Source organism: Nonomuraea sp. NPDC004580, from assembly GCF_040609855.1.
Classification (GTDB): domain Bacteria; phylum Actinomycetota; class Actinomycetes; order Streptosporangiales; family Streptosporangiaceae; genus Nonomuraea; species Nonomuraea salmonea.
This window is the reverse complement of the sequence record NZ_JBEXLH010000022.1, coordinates 26,977-45,836: the sequence shown is the minus strand read 5'-3', so window position 1 is coordinate 45,836 and position 18,860 is coordinate 26,977. Positions and strand designations below refer to the sequence as shown.

The following is an 18,860-nucleotide window of genomic DNA, read 5'->3' as shown; positions in this document are numbered from 1 at the left end:
CAATCGGTCAAAGATGAGGTGAATTCAGCATGGCCAGGACAGGACGGCCACCGCAGGATCCGGCGCGCCGGCTCGAGCGGGCGCACCGGATCCTCGACGCCGCCACGGAGCTGATCCTGCGGTGGGGCTACGACAAGACCACGATCGACGACGTCGCCCAGCGCGCGGGTGTCGCCAAGGGCACCATCTACCTGCACTGGAAGACCCGCGACGAGCTTTTCACCGCCCTGCTGCGGCGCGAGCGGGTGCGCCTGGTGGCCGAGGTGCGCGAGCGGGAGCCGGCCACGCCGGGCGAGCTGTTCGGCCTGTTCGCGCTGGCTCTGCTGGGCCGGCCGCTGATGCGGGCCATGCTCAGCGGCGACTCCGAGGTGCTCGGCAAGCTCACCCGCCGCAAGCGCGACAGCGGGCCGCGGCTGCCGCTCGGCGGGCCGCTCGACGCGTACGCGGAGGAGCTGGCCGAGATCGGCGCCATCGACGGCGACCCGCGCGAGCAGGTGATCGTCATCACTGCGATCGTCTACGGTTTCCTGTTCCTGCCGGACGCCAAGCCGCCGGACGAGCGGATCGCCGAGCTGGTCACCACCACCGTCGAGCGGACGCTGAGCCCCGGCGGGCCGCTGCCGCCCGGCGGTGAGCAGGCCGTCGCGCGCGCCACCCGGCGCTTCCTCGACGCCATGACCGAGGCCGCCCAGCAGAAGCTGGCGCTCTCCCTGGAGGTATGACGTGCGTGCCGTGCTCCCCCTCGACGACCCCGCCGCCGACCTCGCCACCGCCGGGGGCAAGGGCGCGTCCCTGGCCCGGCTGAGCAGGGCCGGGCTGCCCGTGCCGCGCGGGTTCCACATCACCACCGACGCCTACCGGGCCTTCGTCGCCGGGTTCCGCGACGAGATCCTCTCGGCCGGCGACCCGGACGCGATCCCCGCGCTGTTCGCCGCCCACGACGTGCCGGACGAGCCGGCCGGGCAGATCCTGCGCGCCTACGCCGACCTCGGCGACGACGTGCCCGTGGCCGTGCGCTCGTCGGCCACCGCCGAGGACCTGCCCGGCATGTCGTTCGCCGGCCAGCAGGACAGCTATCTCAACGTCAGGGGCCCGGACCTGCTCGACGCCGTACGGCGGTGCTGGGCCTCGTTATGGAATCCCCGCGCCATCGCTTACCGCGACCGGCACGGCGTGCCGCACGACGACGTGGCGCTGGCCGTGGTCGTCCAGGAGCTGGTGGACGCCGACGCGGCCGGCGTGCTGTTCACCGCCGACCCGGTCACCGGCGACCGCGAGGCGACCGTGATCAACGCCTCGTGGGGGCTCGGCGAGGCCGTCGTCGGCGGGCACGTCACGCCCGACGTGATCACGGTGCGCGGTGGCCGGGTCGCGGAGTCGCGTACCGGTGACAAGAAGGTCATGACCGTGCGGACCGCCACCGGCACCGAGGAGCGCCCGGTGCCCGAGCCGCTGCGCGGCGCGCCCGTGCTCGACGACGCCGAGGCCGTGACGCTGGCCGGGCTCGGCGCCCGCATCCAGGCCCTGTACGGCGTCCCCATGGACGTCGAGTGGGCCAGGCGCGACGGCGTGTTCGCGATCGTCCAGGCCCGCCCCATCACCGGCCTCACCACGCCCCTGGAGGAGTGGAACGACAGCCTCAAGGGCGGCCACCTGTGGACCGGCGGCAACCTGGGCGAGGCCATCCCCGACGTGATGACCCCCATCACCTGGTCGTACGTCCGGCTGTTCATCGCCGAGGCCATGTCGGCCAGCACCATGCCCGGCTTCGACCTCGTCGGCAACATCGGCGGCCGGTTCTACATGAACCTCAGTGTCCTCCACACCGTCGCCGCGGCCATCGGCGTGAAGAGCCTGCTCGGCGCGGTCGAGCAGGTCTTCGGCAAGCTGCCGCCCGGCTTGGAGGTGCCACTGCTCGGCCTGTCGCGGTGGGAGATCGTCAAACGGGTGCTGCCCGAGGCCGTGGGCATCAGGCTCAGGGTCCGCCGCAACCTGCGGCGCATGCCCGCCTTCCTCGCCGCCTCGCCCGCCCGGTGCGAGGAGCTGCGCGGCCGGGTCGCCGCCGCCGCGACCGCCGCCGAGCTGGCCGAGCTGTGGGAACGCGAGCTGCGCCCGCACGCGGTCACCGCCTTCCAGATGCTGGAAACCGCCGGCCGGCAGGGCGGCGCCACCCTCGTCATGACCCGGCACCGCCTCTACAAGCTCGTGGGCGAGATCGACGCCGAGGCCATGCTGACCGGCGTCAACGCCGACGGCGAGCTGGCCAGCATGGGCCTGCTCACCGGCCTGTCCAGGCTGGCCGCGGGGGAGATCGGCAGGGACGAGTTCGCCCGCGCGTACGGGCATCGCGGCCCCCACGAGTTCGAGGTGTCCATCCCGCGGCCCGGCGAGGACCCCGCCTGGATCGACGCCCAGCTCGCCGGCGTGGGCGACCTGCGGGCCGGCACCGAGCAGCTCCTCCAACGCCAGCGCGCCGCCAGGGACGAGGCGTGGGCCCGCTTCGCCCGGCGCCACCCCCGCAAGGAGGCCGCGATGCGGGCGCGGGTGCGGCGGTGGAACGCCGTCGTCCGCGACAGGGAGACCGCCCGGTCGGAGTCGATCCGCGCGTTCTGGGTGCTGCGCGCCTTCACCGTACGGGCGGGGGAGCTGACCGGAGCCGGCGACGACGCCTTCTTCCTCCACCTCGACGAGCTGCTCCGCCTCCTGCGCGGCGACCGGTCCGTCCTGGAGAAGGTGCCGGCCCGGCGGGCCACCTATGAGCGGTACGCCGCCCTGCCGCCCTACCCGGTGCTGATCGTCGGCCCCTTCGACCCCGTACGCTGGGCCGCCGACCCCGCCCGCCGCGCCGACCTCTACGACGCGCGCGGCCCCGCCGCCCCCGTGAGCGACACCGTCACCGGCTTCCCCGGCGCGCCCGGCGTGGTGGAAGGCGTCGCCCGCGTGCTCGCCGGCCCCGAGGACGGCGACCGCCTCAAGCCCGGCGAAATCCTCGTCACCACGCTCACCAACGTCGGCTGGACCCCGATGTTCCCCCGTTCCGCCGCCGTGGTCACCGACATGGGCGCGCCGCTGTCGCACGCCTCCATCGTGGCCCGCGAACTCGGCATCCCCGCCGTCGTCGGCACCGGCAACGCGACCATGCGCCTGCGCGACGGCGACCGCATCAGGGTGGACGGCGAACGCGGCACCGTCGAGGTGCTGGAGTGAAAGCTGGGCCTGCCCGAAACTCGCGCGGCGCGCCGATGACCCGGACACGGCGACCTGCCCTGGGTCAGGCGCTCTGGTCGTCGTGGTCCGTGGCGAGGACGGTGGCGGCGAGGTAGCCGGGGCCGTCCTTGACGACGTGGGCGAGCATGTCGTTCCTGAAGATCGGGTCGTTGCCGTTGAAGGTGTCCCTGGGCTGCTGGTGGCCGAGGTAGGCGGGCGTGGCGAGCACCTGGCTGTTCAGCTTCTCGTCGAACATGATCTCCGTGCACAAGGCTCGCTGGTCCTCGACCATGACCATCACGTGGACGTGCACCGTGCGGCCCGGGTACCAGCCGGGCCAGATGGTGGTGAAGCGGACGATGCCGTCGCGGTCGGCGAGCTGGACGCCGCGCAGGTAGCGGCGCCGGTCGGACGGGGTGAGGTCGGTGAAGACCGTTCCCGGCCTGACCCGGACCTGGTCGCCGCCCGTCAGCACGTCGCGTGACTGCGTCTCCGCGCCGGAGTAGAGGCCGCCCGCGTCGCAGTGCCAGACCTCGACGGCGGCGCCGGGCAGGGGCAGGCAGGTGCCGCCGTCCTGGACCTTGAGCGCCAGCCGCAGCCGTACGCCCTGGCGGTCCTCGCGCAGGTCGCTGCGGACGGAGCCGGTCTCGAAGTAGTACGGGCCCTGCTTGGTGCTGGGCGTCAGCTTGCACGCCTGCGCCCTGGAGAGCAGCGCCTGCGCCTTGGCGTGTGTGTCGGTGTCGAACGTGGAGGCCGGGACGTCGGCCAGAGTGCCGGCGGCGCGGGGGTCGCCCGCGGTCAGGAGGCCGCCGAGGCCGAGCGAGCCGATGCCGGTGATGAGTCGTCGCCGGCTGACCCGCCGGTTTTGGTGATCGTGTGCCACGGGAAGTTCCTCAAGGTCAGGAGCTACTGTTCGGAATTTCTCACGACACGGGCGACTCGCCGGGCACGCCACGCGACCCGTTTCACCGCCTTTGACCTGCGCAAACGCGCCGAACACCATCCCCGAGCACCCACAAGAAGCCGAAAGCCTTTTCGGTGATATGAAAATGTGACCAGGCGTTGGCTACCTGATCAGCGCGCATGACCACCATGGTCATGCATGTCAGCGCATGTGCAGGACGTTGCAGCGATCGATTGACAGCCCCGTTCATCCGGTCTATTTTCCCGAAAACCTTTTAGGAAGTCCCGAGTCCACGATGTTAGCGCTCACATGACCGACGCTAGGGGCCCCACATGAGACGACGATGGGCGGCGGCCATCGCCGCGGCACTCCTGCTCCTCCTCACCACCGCGCGGCCCGCGCTGGCGGGCCCGCCGATCACCACGGCGATCTACACGGCCGACCCGGCCGCGCTGGTCGTAGGCGACACCCTGTACGTCTACACCGGCCGCGACGAGGCTCCGCCCGGCGGCACGAACTTCGTCATGCGCGACTGGCACGCCTTCACCTCCTCCGACGCCGCCACCTTCACCGACCAGGGCGCCAAGCTGTCGATCTCGAACTTCTCCTGGGCCGGCGCGGACGCCTGGGCGGGCGAGGTCGAGCGTGGGAGCGACGGCCGCTACTACTGGTACGTCTCCGTCAACGGCAACGGCCCCGGCTGGATGGACATCGGCGTGGCCGTCGGCGACAGCCCGCTCGGCCCGTTCAGGGACGCCAAGGGAGGCCCGCTGATCAGCGACAGCACCCCCAACTCCGCCCCGCTCAACATCGACCCCACGGTCTTCACCGACGACGACGGCCAGGTCTACCTGTACTGGGGCTCCTACTACGGGCTGCGCGCCGCCCGCCTCAACCCCGACATGACCACGCTCAACGGCCCGGTCGTCACCCCGAGCGGCGTGTCGAACTTCTGGGAGGCGCCCTGGATGTTCAAGCGCAACGGCGTCTACTACCTCGCGTACGCGGCCAACGACTCGGGCTGCGCGGCCCCCGGCCACGCCTGCGTCAGGTACGCCACCGCGAGCGACCCGATGGGCCCATGGACGCACCGGGGCGTGGTGCTGGACCAGGTCAGCTCGACGACGAACCACCCGGCGATCATCGAGTTCAAGGGCCAGTGGTACATGGTCTACCACAACGCCGCGGCCCCGGGCGGGGGCGACTTCCGCCGCTCGGTGACCATCGACAAGCTGTACTTCAACGCCGACGGCACCATGCGGAAGGTGGAGCAGACGGGCGGGCCCGTGACGCCGGGCAACCTCGCGGCGAGCGCCACCCCGTCCACGTCGTACGTGTCGCCGTGGGAGACGCTGGGCGCGATCAACGACGGCCACACCCCGGCGAACTCGGCCGACCACGGCCACGGCGCCTACGGCAACTGGAACCACCAGGGCACCGAGTGGATCGAGTACCGCTGGCCGAGCGCGCGGACGATCTCGCGTTCGGAGGTGTACTGGTTCGACGACGGCTTGGGCATCGACCTGCCGGCGTCGTGCCAGGTGCAGTACTGGAACGGCGGCGCGTACGTCCCCGTGCCCGGCGCGTCGGGCTGCGGCACCGCCGCGAACAGGTTCAACGTCACCACGTTCACCCCCGTCAGCACGACCCGGCTGCGGCTGTCCGTCACCTCCCGTACCGGCCACTCGACCGGCGTGCTCGAATGGAGGGCCTTCGCATGAGGCGCATCCTGTCGGCCTTACTCCTCCTGGCGGCCCTGATGGTGACGCCCGCCGCGTACGCGGACCAGACCATCGGCTACCCGGCCTTCAGCGGCCCCGCCATCCCGGCGCCGCCCGGCTCGTACACGACGGGCGACTACATGCGGGCCATCTACGACGCCGAGAGCTCCGGCACCGACTTCTGGATGGACCGGCTGCTCGCCCGTCCGGGCAACGACCCGGCGGGCACCTGGCTGATGACGCGCGGGCGGGCGCTGTTCATGAAGACGCACACGCCGGGCACGCTGGGCTTCGCCGGGCAGGCGGCGTACTGGGAGAGCATCAGCAACGCGAGCGCGTTCACCGTCTCCGTCTCGCCCGGCACGTTCACCGAACAGGTGAGCAGCCGCTGGCAGGCGCCGAGCCACTGGAAGAGCCGGCACACCAGCGGCTCGATCACCATCAACCAGACCAAGTTCATCACCGAGAACAACGTGGCGGTGGCCGGCCTGGCCATCACCAACGGCGGCTCGGGCTCGACGACCCTGCAACTGCGCGCCACCTCGCCGTACGCCACGACCGGCAGCGGCAACGAGCTGACCGGCCAGGTGAACGCCTACAACAACCTCACCACCCTCTACCCGCGGCTCACCGGCGACGGGTTCACGGTGTCGAGCGGCGGGCTGAACCGCTCGGTCACCGTCGCGGCGGGCGCCACGGTGACGGTCAAGGTCGTCATGGGCTTCGTCACCAACGAGATCCCGGCCTCGCGCACCGAGTACGACGCCTACGCCGGCTACTCGGCCGCCACCGCGTTCGCCACCCACGTGCGCGCGTACAACCGGTGGTGGGCCGACAACGTCCCCTACATCGACGTGCCCGAACCAGCCATCAAGAAGAACATCTACTACCGCTGGTGGCTGATGCGCTTCAACCACCTCGACGCCGACATCCCCGGGCAGACCTTCCAGTTCCCCACCTCCATGGAGGGCGTGCTGGGCTACAACAACGCGATCGCGCTCACCCAGCCCATGCACATCGAGGACCTGAAGTACCTGCGCGATCCCGGCTACGCCTACGGCGACTGGCTCAGCGTCGGCCAGACCTCCAAGAACGGCCGCTTCGTCGACAATCCCGGCGACCCGGAGAACTGGTCGAACAGCTACACCCAGTACATCGCCGAGGCCGCCTGGAAGAGCTACCAGATCCACGGCGGCAAGCCCGCCGTCGCCGCCAACCTGGCCCGCTACGCCGAGCAGGACGTCAAGGGCCAGCTCGCCCACTACGACACCGACGGCAACAAGCTCATCGAGTACGACTGGGGCGCCCTGACCGGCAACGACGCCGACGCCGTGTCGTTCCACTGGAAGCCCGGCAGGATGGACAGGGCCGAGTCGGCCTACCAGTACAGCGGCGCGCTGGCCGCGGCGCAGGCGTACGAGGCGATCGGCGACACCGCCAAGGCCGGCGAGATGCGCACGCTCGCCACCCAGATCCGAAACGCCATCGTCGGCGTCCTGTGGAACCCGAACAGGCAGCTCTTCGAGCACCGGCTGAAGTCCACGAACGAGTGGGTGCCGTGGAAGGAGATCAACAACTATTACCCGTTCGCGGTCGGCGCGATCCCGAACACCTCGACGTACAAGCAGGCCCTGCGCCTGTTCGACGACCCGGCGCAGTATCCGATCTTCCCCTTCTACACCGCGAACCAGGCCGACAAGGCGGCCTCCGGCACCGGCAGCAACAACTTCTCCACGATCAACTCGACCGTGCAGTTCCGCCTGCTGTCGTCGGTGCTGCGCAACTACCCCAACGAGTGGATCGACGCCACCTGGTACAAGAAGCTGCTCTACTGGAACGCCTGGGCGCAGTACGTCGGCGGCAACACCCAGTGGCCCGACGCCAACGAGTTCTGGGCCGACTGGAACGGCTCCTCCATCACCTACCGCTCCTGGATCCACCACAACATCCTGGGCAGCAGCAACTGGACCGTCATCGAGGACGTCGCCGGGCTGCGGCCGCGCAACGACGCCAAGGTGGAGCTGTCGCCGATCGACATCGGCTGGACCCACTTCACGGTCAACAACCTGCGCTACCGCAACGCGAACCTGACCATCGTCTGGGACGACCCCGCCGACGGCGTGACCCGCTACCCGGGCGTGCCGCAGGGCTACTCCATCTACGTCAACGGCACCCGCGCCGCCACCGTGTCGGACCTGGTGCCGTTCACGTGGGACCCGGCGACCGGCGCGGTCACCACCGGCGGCACCGTCACGCACAACGTCGCCGTCCCCGGACTGCAGGCGCCCGGCCAGGTCGTCCACAGCAGCCCGCGCATGATCGACCTGCTCGCCAAGGCCGGCGTCGACCTGACCGCCGACCTCGCCGACCTGGCCTCCGGCGCGACCGCCACCGCCTCGACGACCGCGTCCGGCAGCTCCACCTCCGGCGCGGTGGACGGATTCCCCATCAACGAGCCGTTCTGGGGCGGCACCGCCTCGGGCCAGGACTGGTACGAGCTGAACTTCGGCACCGCACGCACCTTCGACGAGGTGCGGCTGTACTTCAAGGACAGCCGGCCGGCCGGCGGCACCTACCGCGCGCCGGTCTCGTACGACGTCCAGTATCACGACGGCAGCGCCTGGGTCAGCGCGTCGTCCCAGGTCAAGACACCGGCGACGCCGCGCGGTAACTACAACGTGGTGCGGTTCGGCGCCGTCAGCGCACAGCGGATGCGGGTGCTGTTCACCGCCGCGCCGGGGGCCAGGACCGGGCTTACCGAGATCAAGGTGCACAACCGGGGCGGCGGCGTCCAGCCGTCCACCGACCACGCCTCGTCGGCCGTGCCCAGCGCGTCGTACACGTCGTCGTGGGAGAGCGTCGCCGCCGTCAACGACGGCATCGACCCGCCCTCCTCGAACGACACCGTCAACCCGCGCTGGGGCTGCTGGCCTGAGACCGGCCAGCAGTGGGTGGACCTCACCTGGTCGTCCGCCCGCACGCTGAACCGGGCCGAGGTGTACTTCTTCGACGACGACCAGGGCATCGACATGCCGGCGTCGTGGAAGCTGCAGTACTGGAACGGCAGCGCGTACGTGGACGTGCCGGGCGCGTCGGCGTACACGCTGGCGAAGAACGCCTACAACACCGTCACCTTCGCCGCCACCGGCACCACCCGCCTGCGCGTGCTGCTGACCGGCAACGGGACGAGCTCCGTGGGCCTCCTGGAGGTCAAGGCCTACGGGAGCTGAGAGCGCGGGGGCGCGTCCAGGCCCGCGGACGCGCCCCCGCTTTCACACCCGCGCCCCTCGCCCGCCCCTGCCGCCCGCCCTTGACGCCACCCCTGGCACGGGCGCACCATCTCCAGCATCGGAGTAGTTGCTTCCTTACTTTTGGTGACGGAGCGTGCCGTCATGGGGCAAGCTGCTGTCACACTCCCCGGCCGGATGGGTGGCGATCACGATGGCAGGCAAGTGGCAGGCGGGCAATCTCCCACCCGAGCTGACCAGCCTGGTCGGCCGCCGCGCCGAGATCGGCCAGGTGCGTACGGCCTGCCGGCGATCCCGCCTGGTGACGCTGACCGGCGCCGGAGGCGTCGGGAAGTCACGCGTGGCGCAGCGCGCGGCAGCCGAGCTGCGGGCCGAGTTCGGCGGCGGCGCCTGGCTGGTCGACCTGTCCACGCTGCGCGACGGCGGCCTCGTGCCGCACGCGGTCGCCGGCGCGCTGCGGCTGTCCGACCAGACCGCGCGCCCCATGCCCGAGGTGCTGACCGAGCACCTGTCGGGGCGCGAGCTGCTGATCGTCCTCGACGGCTGCGAACACCTCGCCGGCCCCTGCGGCAGGGTCGTGGCCGCGCTGCTCGACGCCGTACCGGGGCTGCGCGTCCTCGCCACCAGCCGCCGCCCGCTGGAGGTGGCGGGCGAGACGCTGGTCGTGATCGAGCCGCTGGCGGTCCCGCCCGCCGATACGACGGCGCTCGCGGGCGACGCGGTGACGCTGCTCGCCGAGCGTGCCGCCGAGACCGTGCCCGGCTTCGACCTGGGCAAGGAGAGCCAGGAGGCCGTCGTACGGCTGTGCCGCAGGCTCGAAGGCATCCCGCTCGCGATCGAGCTGGCCGCCGCCCGGCTGCGCACCCTGCCCCTCGGCTACCTCGCCGACCGGCTCGACGACCGCTTCGCCGCGCTCGGCGCCGACCCTGCCCCCTCCGGCCCTGCCGCCCCCGACCCTGCCGCCCCCGGCCCTGCCCCCTCCGGCCCTGCCGCCCCCGGCGAGCCGCCGTGGCACCAGGCGCTGGGCACCGCCGTCGGATGGAGCCACGAGCTGTGCGAGCCCGCGGAGCGGCTGCTGTGGGCGCGGCTGTCGGTGTTCGCGGGTGACTTCGACGCCGAGGCCGCCCGCCAGGTCTGCGCCGACGAGCGGTTGCCGGAGAGGGACGTCGGGCTGCTGCTCGACGCCCTGGCCGAGGACTCCGTGCTGACCTGGCTGCCGACCGGCGCGGGCGAGCGTTACCGCATGCTCGACACGCTGCGCGAGTACGGCGCCCGCCGGCTGCGCGACCTCGGCGAGGAAGAGCGCTTCAAGCAGCGCCACCGCGAGCACTACCTGGCGCTGTCCATCAAGGGCGCCGCCGGCTGGCTCGGGCCCGGCCAGCTCTCCTGGTACGACCGCATGGTGGGCGAGCACGACAACCTCCGCGCCGCCCTTGACGTCGCCCTGTCCGCCGACGACGGCCGTCCCGCTCTTGAGCTGGCCGGAGTCCTGGCGTTCTTCTGGTACGGCTGCGGCCACGTCAAGGAGGGCCGCCACCACCTCCGCCAGGCCCTCGCACAGGCCCGCCGCCCCGAACCCGCCCTCATCCAGGCGTTGTGGGCCGACGGCCTCCTGGCCGCCTCGCAGGGCGACGCGCAGAGCGCAGAAGAACGAGCCACGCAGATCGCCGTGGTCGCCGGCGACCTCCACGCGGCCACCCCTCCGGTCTCCGGCGACGTGCCGGCGACTCCCGCTGAGGAGCCCGCGGCCCATGGTGACCTCTCCGCGGTGCACAGGCGTGCCGCCCCGGCCTCCGCCGGCGGGTTCGCCGCCTATGAGGGGGCCGGGCACGTCGAGATCTACGCCGCCGTCTGCGCCAGGGCGCTGCGGTCGGCGGTCGGGGTGATCCGCGGTGACCTCGCTCAGGTCCTGGCCGAGTCGGAGCCCGCCTACCGGGACCGGTGGAACGACGAGCCGCCCACCATCGCCGGCCTGCTGGCGCTGCTCTGCCGCGCGCACGCGCTGACCGTGGCCGGGCGGCTGGATCAGGCCGTCGCCGTCCTCGAAGACCTGCGTGGCCTGTGCGACGGGCGCGGCGAGCAGCTCATGCGCTCCCACGGCGACTTCCTGCGGGGGCAGGCCGAGCTGAGGGGCGGACGGGTGGCCGCCGCCGTCCGCTACGGCCAGGCGGCGTTACGGACCAAGCGGCGGCTGCACGACACGTTCGGCATCGGGCTGACCGTCGACCTGCTCGCGCTGTCGGCCGGCGCGGCCGGTCACTCCCTGCGCGCGGCCCGGCTGCTCGGGCTGGCGCAGCGGGTGTGGAGCAACCACGGGCAGGCGCAGGCCGGCGTGCCCGAGTGGGTGGCGGCGCGGAGGGCGTGCGAGGCGCAGGCCAGGGCCGTCCTCGGCGACAACGCCTACGCGGCGGCGTACCGGACCGGCTATGACAGCGACGTCGACGCGGGCATCGCCTACGCACTCGAACCGGAGGGCGAGGGCCTCCCCAACAGCGGCCCCCACCCCTGACCACAGGTCTCAGCGCTGGTGGGTCGGACGGATGATCAGCTCGTTGACGTCCACGCCGGGCGGCTGGCCGATGGCGTACGCGATGGCGCCCGCGACCGAGTCCGGTGAGATGGTGTGCGCCCGGTACGTGCGCATCTTCTCCCGCGCGCCCGGGTCGGTGATGGAGTCGGCCAGTTCGGACTCCACGACGCCGGGGGAGATCGTGGTGACACGGATGGCGGGGTCCAGCTCCAGGCGCAGGCCCTCGGTGATGGCGCGGGCGGCGTACTTTGTCGCGCAGTAGACCGCGCCCGTCGGCACCACCTCGTACGCGCCGGTCGAGGCGATGGTGACGAAGTGGCCGGTGCCCTGCCGCTGGAAGTGGGGCAGCGCGGCGGCGATCCCGTGCAGCAGGCCGCGCACGTTCACGTCGATCATCCGGTCCCACTCGTCCACCAGCAGCGCATCCAGCCGGGACAGCGGCATCACGCCGGCGTTGTTGACGATCACGTCGAACCGGCCGTACCGCTGGGCGGCCTCGTCGGCGAAGGCGGCGACGTCCTGACGGTCGGTGACGTCCAGCCGCCGCACGTCGGCCGTGCCGCCGTCCGCCTCGATGGCCTTCGCGAGCTCGGCGAGCCGGTCCTCGCGGCGCGCGCCGAGCACCACGATGTGGCCCTCGGCGGCCAGCCGGCGCGCGGTGGCCTCGCCGATGCCGCTGCTCGCACCGGTGATGAGAACGATCTTGCTCATGCTTCCTCCTTGGTGCCGGCCGGGTAGTCAGCCGGGTAGTCCGTCGGGTAGTCGGCCCGGAAGTCGGCGCTGAGCGTCAGCTCGCGCCAGGCGTCGAAGCCGGCCTTGAGCGTGGTGAGCCGGGCGGTGGCGACGTCGTAGGCGGCCTTGCCGAGCAGCAGCCGCAGCGGCGGCTCAGGCGACTCGACCGCCGTGATGATCGCCGCGGCGGCCCTGCCGGGGTCGCCTGGCTGGTGGCCGTAGGTGGCCAGGGTGGACGCGCGCCGGGCGCCGGCGGTCTCGTCGTAGTCGGCGATGCGGGTCTCGGACTGCCGCATCGAGGGCCCCGACCAGTTCGTACGGAACGCGCCTGGCTCCACGATCGTGACCTTGATGCCCAGCGGTCCCACCTCGGCCGCGAGCGACTCCGACAGCCCCTCCACGGCGAACTTGGTGGCGTGGTAGTAGCCGGTCGCCCCGAACGCGGCCAGCCCGCCCAGCGACGAGATGTTCACGACGTGGCCGGCGCGGCGGGCGCGCATGCCGGGCAGCACGGCCTTGGTGACGTCCACCAGGCCGTGCACGTTCGTCTCGAACAGCGCCCTGACCTGGTCGTCCTCGCCTTCCTCCAGGGCGGCGAGATAGCCGTACCCGGCGTTGTTGACCAGCACGTCGATGCCGCCGAACTCGGTCTCGGCCGCCTTCACCGCCCGCTCGACCTGGTGCCGGTCGGTGACGTCGAGGGGCAGGGCGAGGGCGCGGCCCGGGTGGGCGGCCACCAGACCGGCCACCTGCTCGGGCGAGCGGGCGGTGACGGCGGCGCGGTGACCACGGCCGAGCACGGCGGCGGCGAGCGCCCGGCCGAGGCCGGTCGAACAGCCGGTGATGAACCAGACAGGGGTGTGGTCGTTGCTCATGACAGGTGGAAACTCCGATGGTGTGGGGTGTCCCGGCGGGCGTGCGTCATCGCGTCGCGGGCATGCCGGGATGGCGCGACGGCGGTCGCGCTGAATGCGTACGTGGATCAGACGGTCAGGCGGTGAGGCTGCCCAGCAGCGAGAGGCGTTCCTCCGACGGGCTGCCCGGATCGGCCTGGTAGACGACGAGCTGCTGGCCGGGCGCGCTGTTCACGGTCAGCGACTCGTAGTGCAGGACCAGCTCGCCGACCAGCGGATGGCGGAAGCGTTTGGTCTCGTGGGTCTTCTGGCGGATGTCGTGGCGGGCCCACAGCTCGCGGAACGCGGCGCTCTTCAGCGACAGCTCGCCGACCAGCTCGACCAGCTCGGGGTCGTCGTAGTCGGTGCCGATGGACGAGCGCAGCCCGCCCACGGTGTTGGCCGCGACCCGGTCCCAGTCGGGGTAGAACGTGCGCGCGTCGGGGTCGAGGAACACCAGCCGCATCAGGTCGTCGCTGTGGGCATGCCCGGCGAACAGCGCCTCGCCGAGCGTGTTGGCGGCCAGCACGGTCATGCGGCGGCCCAGCACCACGGCCGGTGTGTGCGGCCAGGCCGCCATCATGCGCAGCAGGGCGTCGCTCACCCGCTCGGGGCCTTGGGACGACCGGCGGCTCTCGATGGCGGGGTGGGCCAGCCGGTGCAGGTGGGCCGCAGCGTCGTCCTCCAGCTCCAGCGCCCTGGCCAGGGCGTCCACCACCTGGGCGGACGGGTGCCGCTCGCGGCCCTGTTCGAGGCGGATGTAGTAGTCGGTGCTGACCCCGGCCAGCCGCGCCACCTCCTCGCGGCGCAGCCCCGCCACCCGCCGGCGCGCGCCGACCGGCATGCCGAGATCTTCGGGTTGGAGCAGCTCGCGGCGGGCCCGCAGGAACTGCCCGAGCAGGTTCTCCGTGTCCATGTCCTCCAGGCTAGGCCAGGAACCCGCTGTCCAGGTGCCCTGAGGGTGGGCGGGAAACTCCCACCCGCAAGTCCTCCTCAGTGCCGGCCCGCGCAGCCTCGGAGAGTGCGCCCATCGGTTCTCAGGGACACGGCGGGGTGTAGGGGTGGCCGGGAAGGTGGCGGGCCCATTCCTCGCGGGTGATCGACGTGCCGGCCGACTCGCAGACCCAGGCGCTCGCCTGCTCGGCGTTCAGCCCCCAGAGCTGCACGGCGCTGCCCGACGTGCCGGCGAGCACGGTGCCGTCGGGCCCCGGCACGGCGTCCAGCACCGGGCGCTGCCCCGCGAACACCGACCACGGCGCGGGGCCGGCCGGATCGGCGACGTCCCAGACGCGCACGGTCCTGTCGTCGGAGGCCGTGACGAGCCTGCGGTCGTCGGCGGCGAACGCCACCGCCGCCACGTCGCCGTCGTGGCCGGTCAGCTCCGCCAGGCGGCGGGGGGAGGCGGGGGCGGAGACGTCCCAGAGCCGGGCGGTGCCGTCGGACGACGCCGTGGCCAGCGTCTCGCCGTCGTGGCTGAACCGCAGGCCGAGCACCTCGCCGGCGTGCGCGGTGAACGTGGCGGCCGCTTTGGGGCGGGCCGGCTTGGAGACGTCCCAGAGCCGTACGGACGAGGTGCCGGAGCCGGTCGCCACCAGCTTGCCGTCGGGGCGGAACGCGGCGGCCCGCAGCCGGGCGTCGGCGGGGCCGAGGTAGGCGAGGCGCACGGGCGCGGCCGGCGTGGCGACGTTCCACAACGCGGCCCTGCCGTCGGTGGCGGTGGTCAGCACCGTACGCTCGTCGGCGCCGTACGCGGCCGAGCGGATGCCCCCGGTGATCGTGCCGAGCAGCGTGGGGGCGGCGGGCGAGGAGACGTCCCAGAGCCGGGCGGTGCCGTCGCGCGAGGCGGTGACCAGGCGGCTGCCGTCAGGGCTGAACGCGGCCGTCAGCACCGGCTCGGTGTGGCCGGACAGCGTGGACTGCGGGGTGACGCCGGCCGGGTCGGAGACGTCCCACAGCATGACGGTCGCGTCGTCGGAGGCGGTGGCCAGCGTGGTGCCGCCCTTGGAGATCGCCACGGCGTTCACCTCGTCGGTGTGCCGGGCGAGCCTGGCGCGGGGGGCGAGGCGGGCGGCGTCGGAGACGTTCCACAGGCGGGCGACCCCGTCGGCCGAGGACGTCGCCAGCCGCCCGCCGTCGGGGCTGAACGCCACGCCCGTCACCGCGTCGGGGGAGCCCGCCAGGGTCGCCGCCGGCTCGGGTGCGGCCGGGTCCGCCACGCTCCACAGCCGGACGTCGGCGTCGGCCGACGCGGCGGCCAGCAGGGCGCCGTCGGGGGAGAACGCGACGTCGTGCACCGCCGCGCCGCTCCCTTTCGCGGTGCCGGCCGGCTTCGCGGCGGCGACGTCCCACAGCTCGACCGTGCCGTCCGCCGTGCCCGCCGCCAGGTTTGTGCCGTCGGGGGAGAACGCGACGCCGCGCACGCCGTCGTGCTGCGAGGTCAGCGTCGCCAGCGTGGCAGGCGTGGCGGGGGTGCGTACGTCGAGGATGGTGATCGTGCCCCCGGCCGTCGCCAGCGCGGCCAGGCGGCCGTCGGGGCTGAAGACCGTCTCGGTGAAGCCGGCGTCCTGCCGGATGACCGACAGCGCCTTGGGCTTCTCCGTGTCTGCCGTGCTCCACAGCCGTGTCGTGCCGTCGGGCGAGGCGGTGGCGAGGACGTCGCCCTCCGGCGTGAACGCCACCGAGCCGACCAGCTCCTTGTGGCCCTTGAGCGTGGCCAGCGGGCGCGGGCGCGCGGTGTCGGAGACGTCCCACAGCCTGGCCGTGCCGTCGGCCGACCCCGTGGCCAGCACCTTCCCGTCGGGGGTGAACGCGACCGCGCGCACCCCGCCCGTGTGCCCCTGCACCACGCCCAGCGGCCTGGGCCGCAGCGGGTCGGCGACGTTCCACAACCGGGCGGTGGCGTCGCCCGACGCCGTCACGGCCACCCGGCCGTCGGGACGGTAGGCCACCCGCTCGACGGGGGCGGTGTGGCCGATCAGCCGCGCGCCGATCGGGCGCGAGAGCGAGCCGAGCAGCGCGCCGCGCGCCTCGGGCGTGGGGGACAGGCGGTAGGCCGCCAGCGCGAGCTGGGCGCCGAGCGAGGTGTCGCCCGTGCCGCTCGCCGCCGCCGCGACCTCGCGCGACAGCGCCTCGTCGCGCAGCCTGGACGCCTCCGCCGCCCGCGCGTCGGCCCTGCCGCCCTGCACCACCGCGACGACACCGCCCGCCGCCCCTGCCAGCACGAGCGCGCTGAGCACGGCGATGGCGCCACGCGCGACCAGCTTCCTGCGCTCCTGCCGCCGCCGCGACGCCACGAGGAACTCCCGCTCCTCCGCACTCACCTCCCCCGATGCCGGTCCACCCGCCGCGGCCCACCGCGCGACCCCGCGCCCCACCGACTCGCCTTCCCGCCGTTCGTTGCGGGCGCGGCCGACGACGGTCTCCGCGGTGGTGAGGCGGTCGTCGGTGTAGAGGTGAGAGGGGTTTCTGCCGTCCTCGCGCCACAGGGCGGCGTCCTCGGCCAGCCTGGCGCGTACGAGCAGGCTCGCCCGCCGCGACTCCGCCCAGCTCGCCAGCCGGGGCCAGCCCCGCACCAGCGCCTCGTGCACCAGCCGCGCCTCGTCGCGCTCGACGACGGCCAGCCGCGCCCTGACCAGCTCGGCCAGCACCTGCCCGGGCACCGACTCGGGCCCCTGGCTCAGCTCGGCCACCGGCACCCGGCACGGCACCGCGCCCGCCCGCTCGTCCACGCGCACCAGCCGCTCCAGCAGCGCCCGCGCCACCGGCTCCGACTCGGCGCCGAGCCGCCGCAGCGTCTCCTCGCCGCTCATCGCGATCGCCCGCGCGACCCCGCCGGCCGCGCGGTAGCCCTCCATGGTGAGCACCCCGCCGGTACGCCGCCGCCACGTCGCCAGCAACGCGTGCGACAGCCGCGGCAACTGGTCGTCGGAGACCCCGCGCAGGTCCTCCAGGATCAGCTCCGTCAGCCCCGGCTCGACGGCGAGCCCGGCCCGCGCGGCCGGCTCCTCGACGGCCCTGCGCACCCCGGCGGGCGACATCAGCGGCACGATCTCCGGCTGCCGCATCGACCCCAGCAGCCCCGGGTAGGCCGCGCAGCGCGCGAAGAAGTCACCGCGTACGGCGATCACCACCGCCGCCGATGCCGACAGCTCGGCCAGCGCCGCCACGAACCGCCGCCGCGCCGTCTCGTCCCCGCAGGTGGTGAACACCTCCTCGAACTGGTCCACCACCACCAGCGTCGGCCCGGGCAGCCCGCGCCGGGCCGCGCCGGGATCGGACTCGATGATCGCGCGCAGGCGTACGGGATCGGCCCCGCCGAGCACGGCCAGCTCACCGGCCAGCGCCGCCGTCGGCGCTGAGCCGGGGGTCAGCACCACGCACCTGCCCACCTCGTCCTTGAGCGCGGGCAGCAGCCCGGCCCGCAGCAGCGACGTCTTCCCGCAGCCCGACGGCCCAGTGACGAGCAGCGGCCCGCCGGTCTCGAACGCCTGCCCCCCGAGCACCATCGGCGGCCGCGCCGCCCTGAGCGCCTGCCGGACCCGCGCGGCCAGCGACCGCGTCGCGTCCTCGCGCCCGGCGAACACCCCCGCCTGCTCCGGCCCGTACGCCACCAGCCCCCGGTAAGGGCTGTCGGGGTCGCCCGGCGCGCCCACCGGCCGCTGCCGCACCCGGGGCGCCGCGTGAGCCGGGTTCGCGGCCAGCGGCGCAAGCTCACGCAGCTCGCCCGCCTCCCGCAGGGGCCGCGGGAACCCGGCGGCGGGCAGTGAGCGGGCCAGGCGGTGGTGGACGTGGTCGAGCGTGAACGCGGCCGGCCCCTCGGGGTCGCCCTCGTGCAGCAGCCGCAGCAGCCCGCCGCTGAGCGCGGTGTGCCGGACGCCGGGCAGCGCCCACGAGTTGGGATCGCGGCTCGACGACGCCAGCACGTAGGCGCCGGGCCAGGCCAGCGGCTGATCCATCGCCTTGGCGGCCACCGGCCGCCCGCCGCCGCTGAAGCAGCAGTCGAGCACCACCACGGCCAGCTCGGCCCGCGACCCGGCGAGGATGCGCCGCACCAGCGCGTACGGCAGCGCCTGATAGCCCGCGGTGCCCTCGAAGAGGTCGATGGTCGCCCCGGTGGCGAGATAGAGCTCGTCACCGGGCCCGAACAGGGCATGCCCCACGAAGTGGAACATCAGCACGCTCGTCGCCTCGCGCGCCGCCCGCTCCAGCGCCTCGCCCAGCTCTCCGGGCGTGGGCGGGTCGAGCAGCACGTCGAGCCGGTCGGGCGCCAGGTGCGCCCGCTCGACCAGGCAGCGGGCGACGTCGGTGAGGGTGGCGGCCACGGCGGGCGCCTGCGGCAGCCGGGACGCGGGCCGATGCGTGCCCGTGCCGGCCAGCAGCACCCGGGCCCCCGCGTCGGCCAGCAGCAACGGTGGACCGTTCCAACGTGAGTCGCGCACGAGCCGCGACTTCTCGATCGTGGCTGCTGATTCGTCCTCGGTCATCCGGCGTTCCACCGCGCAAAGGCTCGTCGAGTTCGGCGTTCGTAGGATGCCAATGTACGCACGTCCGGGGCGGCCGTCGAGGGGCACGAACGGCCGCTCAACCGCCGCTATCGCTGCATATTCGGGCAGATCATGACGGCCA

At 73.3% G+C, this 18,860-nt stretch carries 10 protein-coding genes; 5 read left to right on the top strand and 5 right to left on the bottom strand.

Going from position 1 to position 18,860, the window contains the following annotated elements:
• Window positions 1-29: 29 nt before the first annotated feature.
• Entirely contained in the window at window positions 30-722 is a 693-nt protein-coding gene (locus ABZW11_RS22970) for a helix-turn-helix domain-containing protein (RefSeq protein WP_355420342.1), read from the top strand.
• A 1-nt stretch (window position 723) separates the two neighbouring features.
• Complete coding sequence (locus ABZW11_RS22965; RefSeq protein ID WP_355420339.1) at window positions 724-3,207, top strand: PEP/pyruvate-binding domain-containing protein; 2,484 nt, start codon at window positions 724-726, stop codon at window positions 3,205-3,207.
• A gap of 64 nt (window positions 3,208-3,271) precedes the next feature.
• Here the strand turns inward: ABZW11_RS22965 and ABZW11_RS22960 are convergent, their stop codons facing one another.
• On the bottom strand, window positions 3,272-4,090 hold the full coding sequence (locus ABZW11_RS22960; protein WP_355420336.1) for a hypothetical protein: 819 nt from the start codon (window positions 4,088-4,090) through the stop codon (window positions 3,272-3,274).
• 353 nt (window positions 4,091-4,443) lie between these two features.
• On the opposite strand from ABZW11_RS22960, the gene ABZW11_RS22955 reads away from it, so the two are divergent.
• From ABZW11_RS22955 to ABZW11_RS22945, 3 genes are all read left to right on the top strand, one after another.
• The gene (locus tag ABZW11_RS22955; RefSeq protein ID WP_355420334.1) at window positions 4,444-5,832 is read left to right on the top strand and encodes a glycoside hydrolase family 43 protein; all 1,389 of its coding nucleotides are present in this window, start codon (window positions 4,444-4,446) and stop codon (window positions 5,830-5,832) included.
• Window positions 5,829-9,062 carry a hypothetical protein gene (locus tag ABZW11_RS22950; RefSeq protein WP_355420331.1) on the top strand — a complete coding sequence of 1,078 codons (3,234 nt, stop codon included), beginning with the start codon at window positions 5,829-5,831 and terminating at the stop codon, window positions 9,060-9,062. Before ABZW11_RS22955 ends, ABZW11_RS22950 begins: the two co-directional genes overlap by 4 nt.
• A 154-nt stretch (window positions 9,063-9,216) precedes the next feature.
• Window positions 9,217-11,589 carry a hypothetical protein gene (locus ABZW11_RS22945; protein WP_355420328.1) on the top strand — a complete coding sequence of 791 codons (2,373 nt, stop codon included), beginning with the start codon at window positions 9,217-9,219 and terminating at the stop codon, window positions 11,587-11,589.
• Window positions 11,590-11,598: 9 nt separating this feature from the next.
• Here the strand turns inward: ABZW11_RS22945 and ABZW11_RS22940 are convergent, their stop codons facing one another.
• The 4 genes from ABZW11_RS22940 to ABZW11_RS22925 all read right to left on the bottom strand — a co-directional run bounded on the left by ABZW11_RS22940 (window position 11,599) and on the right by ABZW11_RS22925 (window position 18,718).
• Window positions 11,599-12,321: an SDR family oxidoreductase gene (locus tag ABZW11_RS22940; RefSeq protein ID WP_355420325.1), complete on the bottom strand. Its 723-nt coding sequence runs from the start codon at window positions 12,319-12,321 to the stop codon at window positions 11,599-11,601.
• Window positions 12,318-13,217 carry an oxidoreductase gene (locus ABZW11_RS22935; RefSeq protein ID WP_355420323.1) on the bottom strand — a complete coding sequence of 300 codons (900 nt, stop codon included), beginning with the start codon at window positions 13,215-13,217 and terminating at the stop codon, window positions 12,318-12,320. The genes ABZW11_RS22940 and ABZW11_RS22935 overlap by 4 nt, the downstream gene beginning before the upstream one ends.
• Before the next feature lie 115 nt (window positions 13,218-13,332).
• Complete coding sequence (locus ABZW11_RS22930) at window positions 13,333-14,151, bottom strand: helix-turn-helix transcriptional regulator (protein ID WP_355420320.1); 819 nt, start codon at window positions 14,149-14,151, stop codon at window positions 13,333-13,335.
• A gap of 121 nt (window positions 14,152-14,272) precedes the next feature.
• Window positions 14,273-18,718 (bottom strand): hypothetical protein, encoded by a 4,446-nt coding sequence (locus ABZW11_RS22925; protein ID WP_355420317.1) that lies wholly within the window; start codon window positions 18,716-18,718, stop codon window positions 14,273-14,275.
• Between the last annotated feature and the right edge of the window lie 142 nt (window positions 18,719-18,860).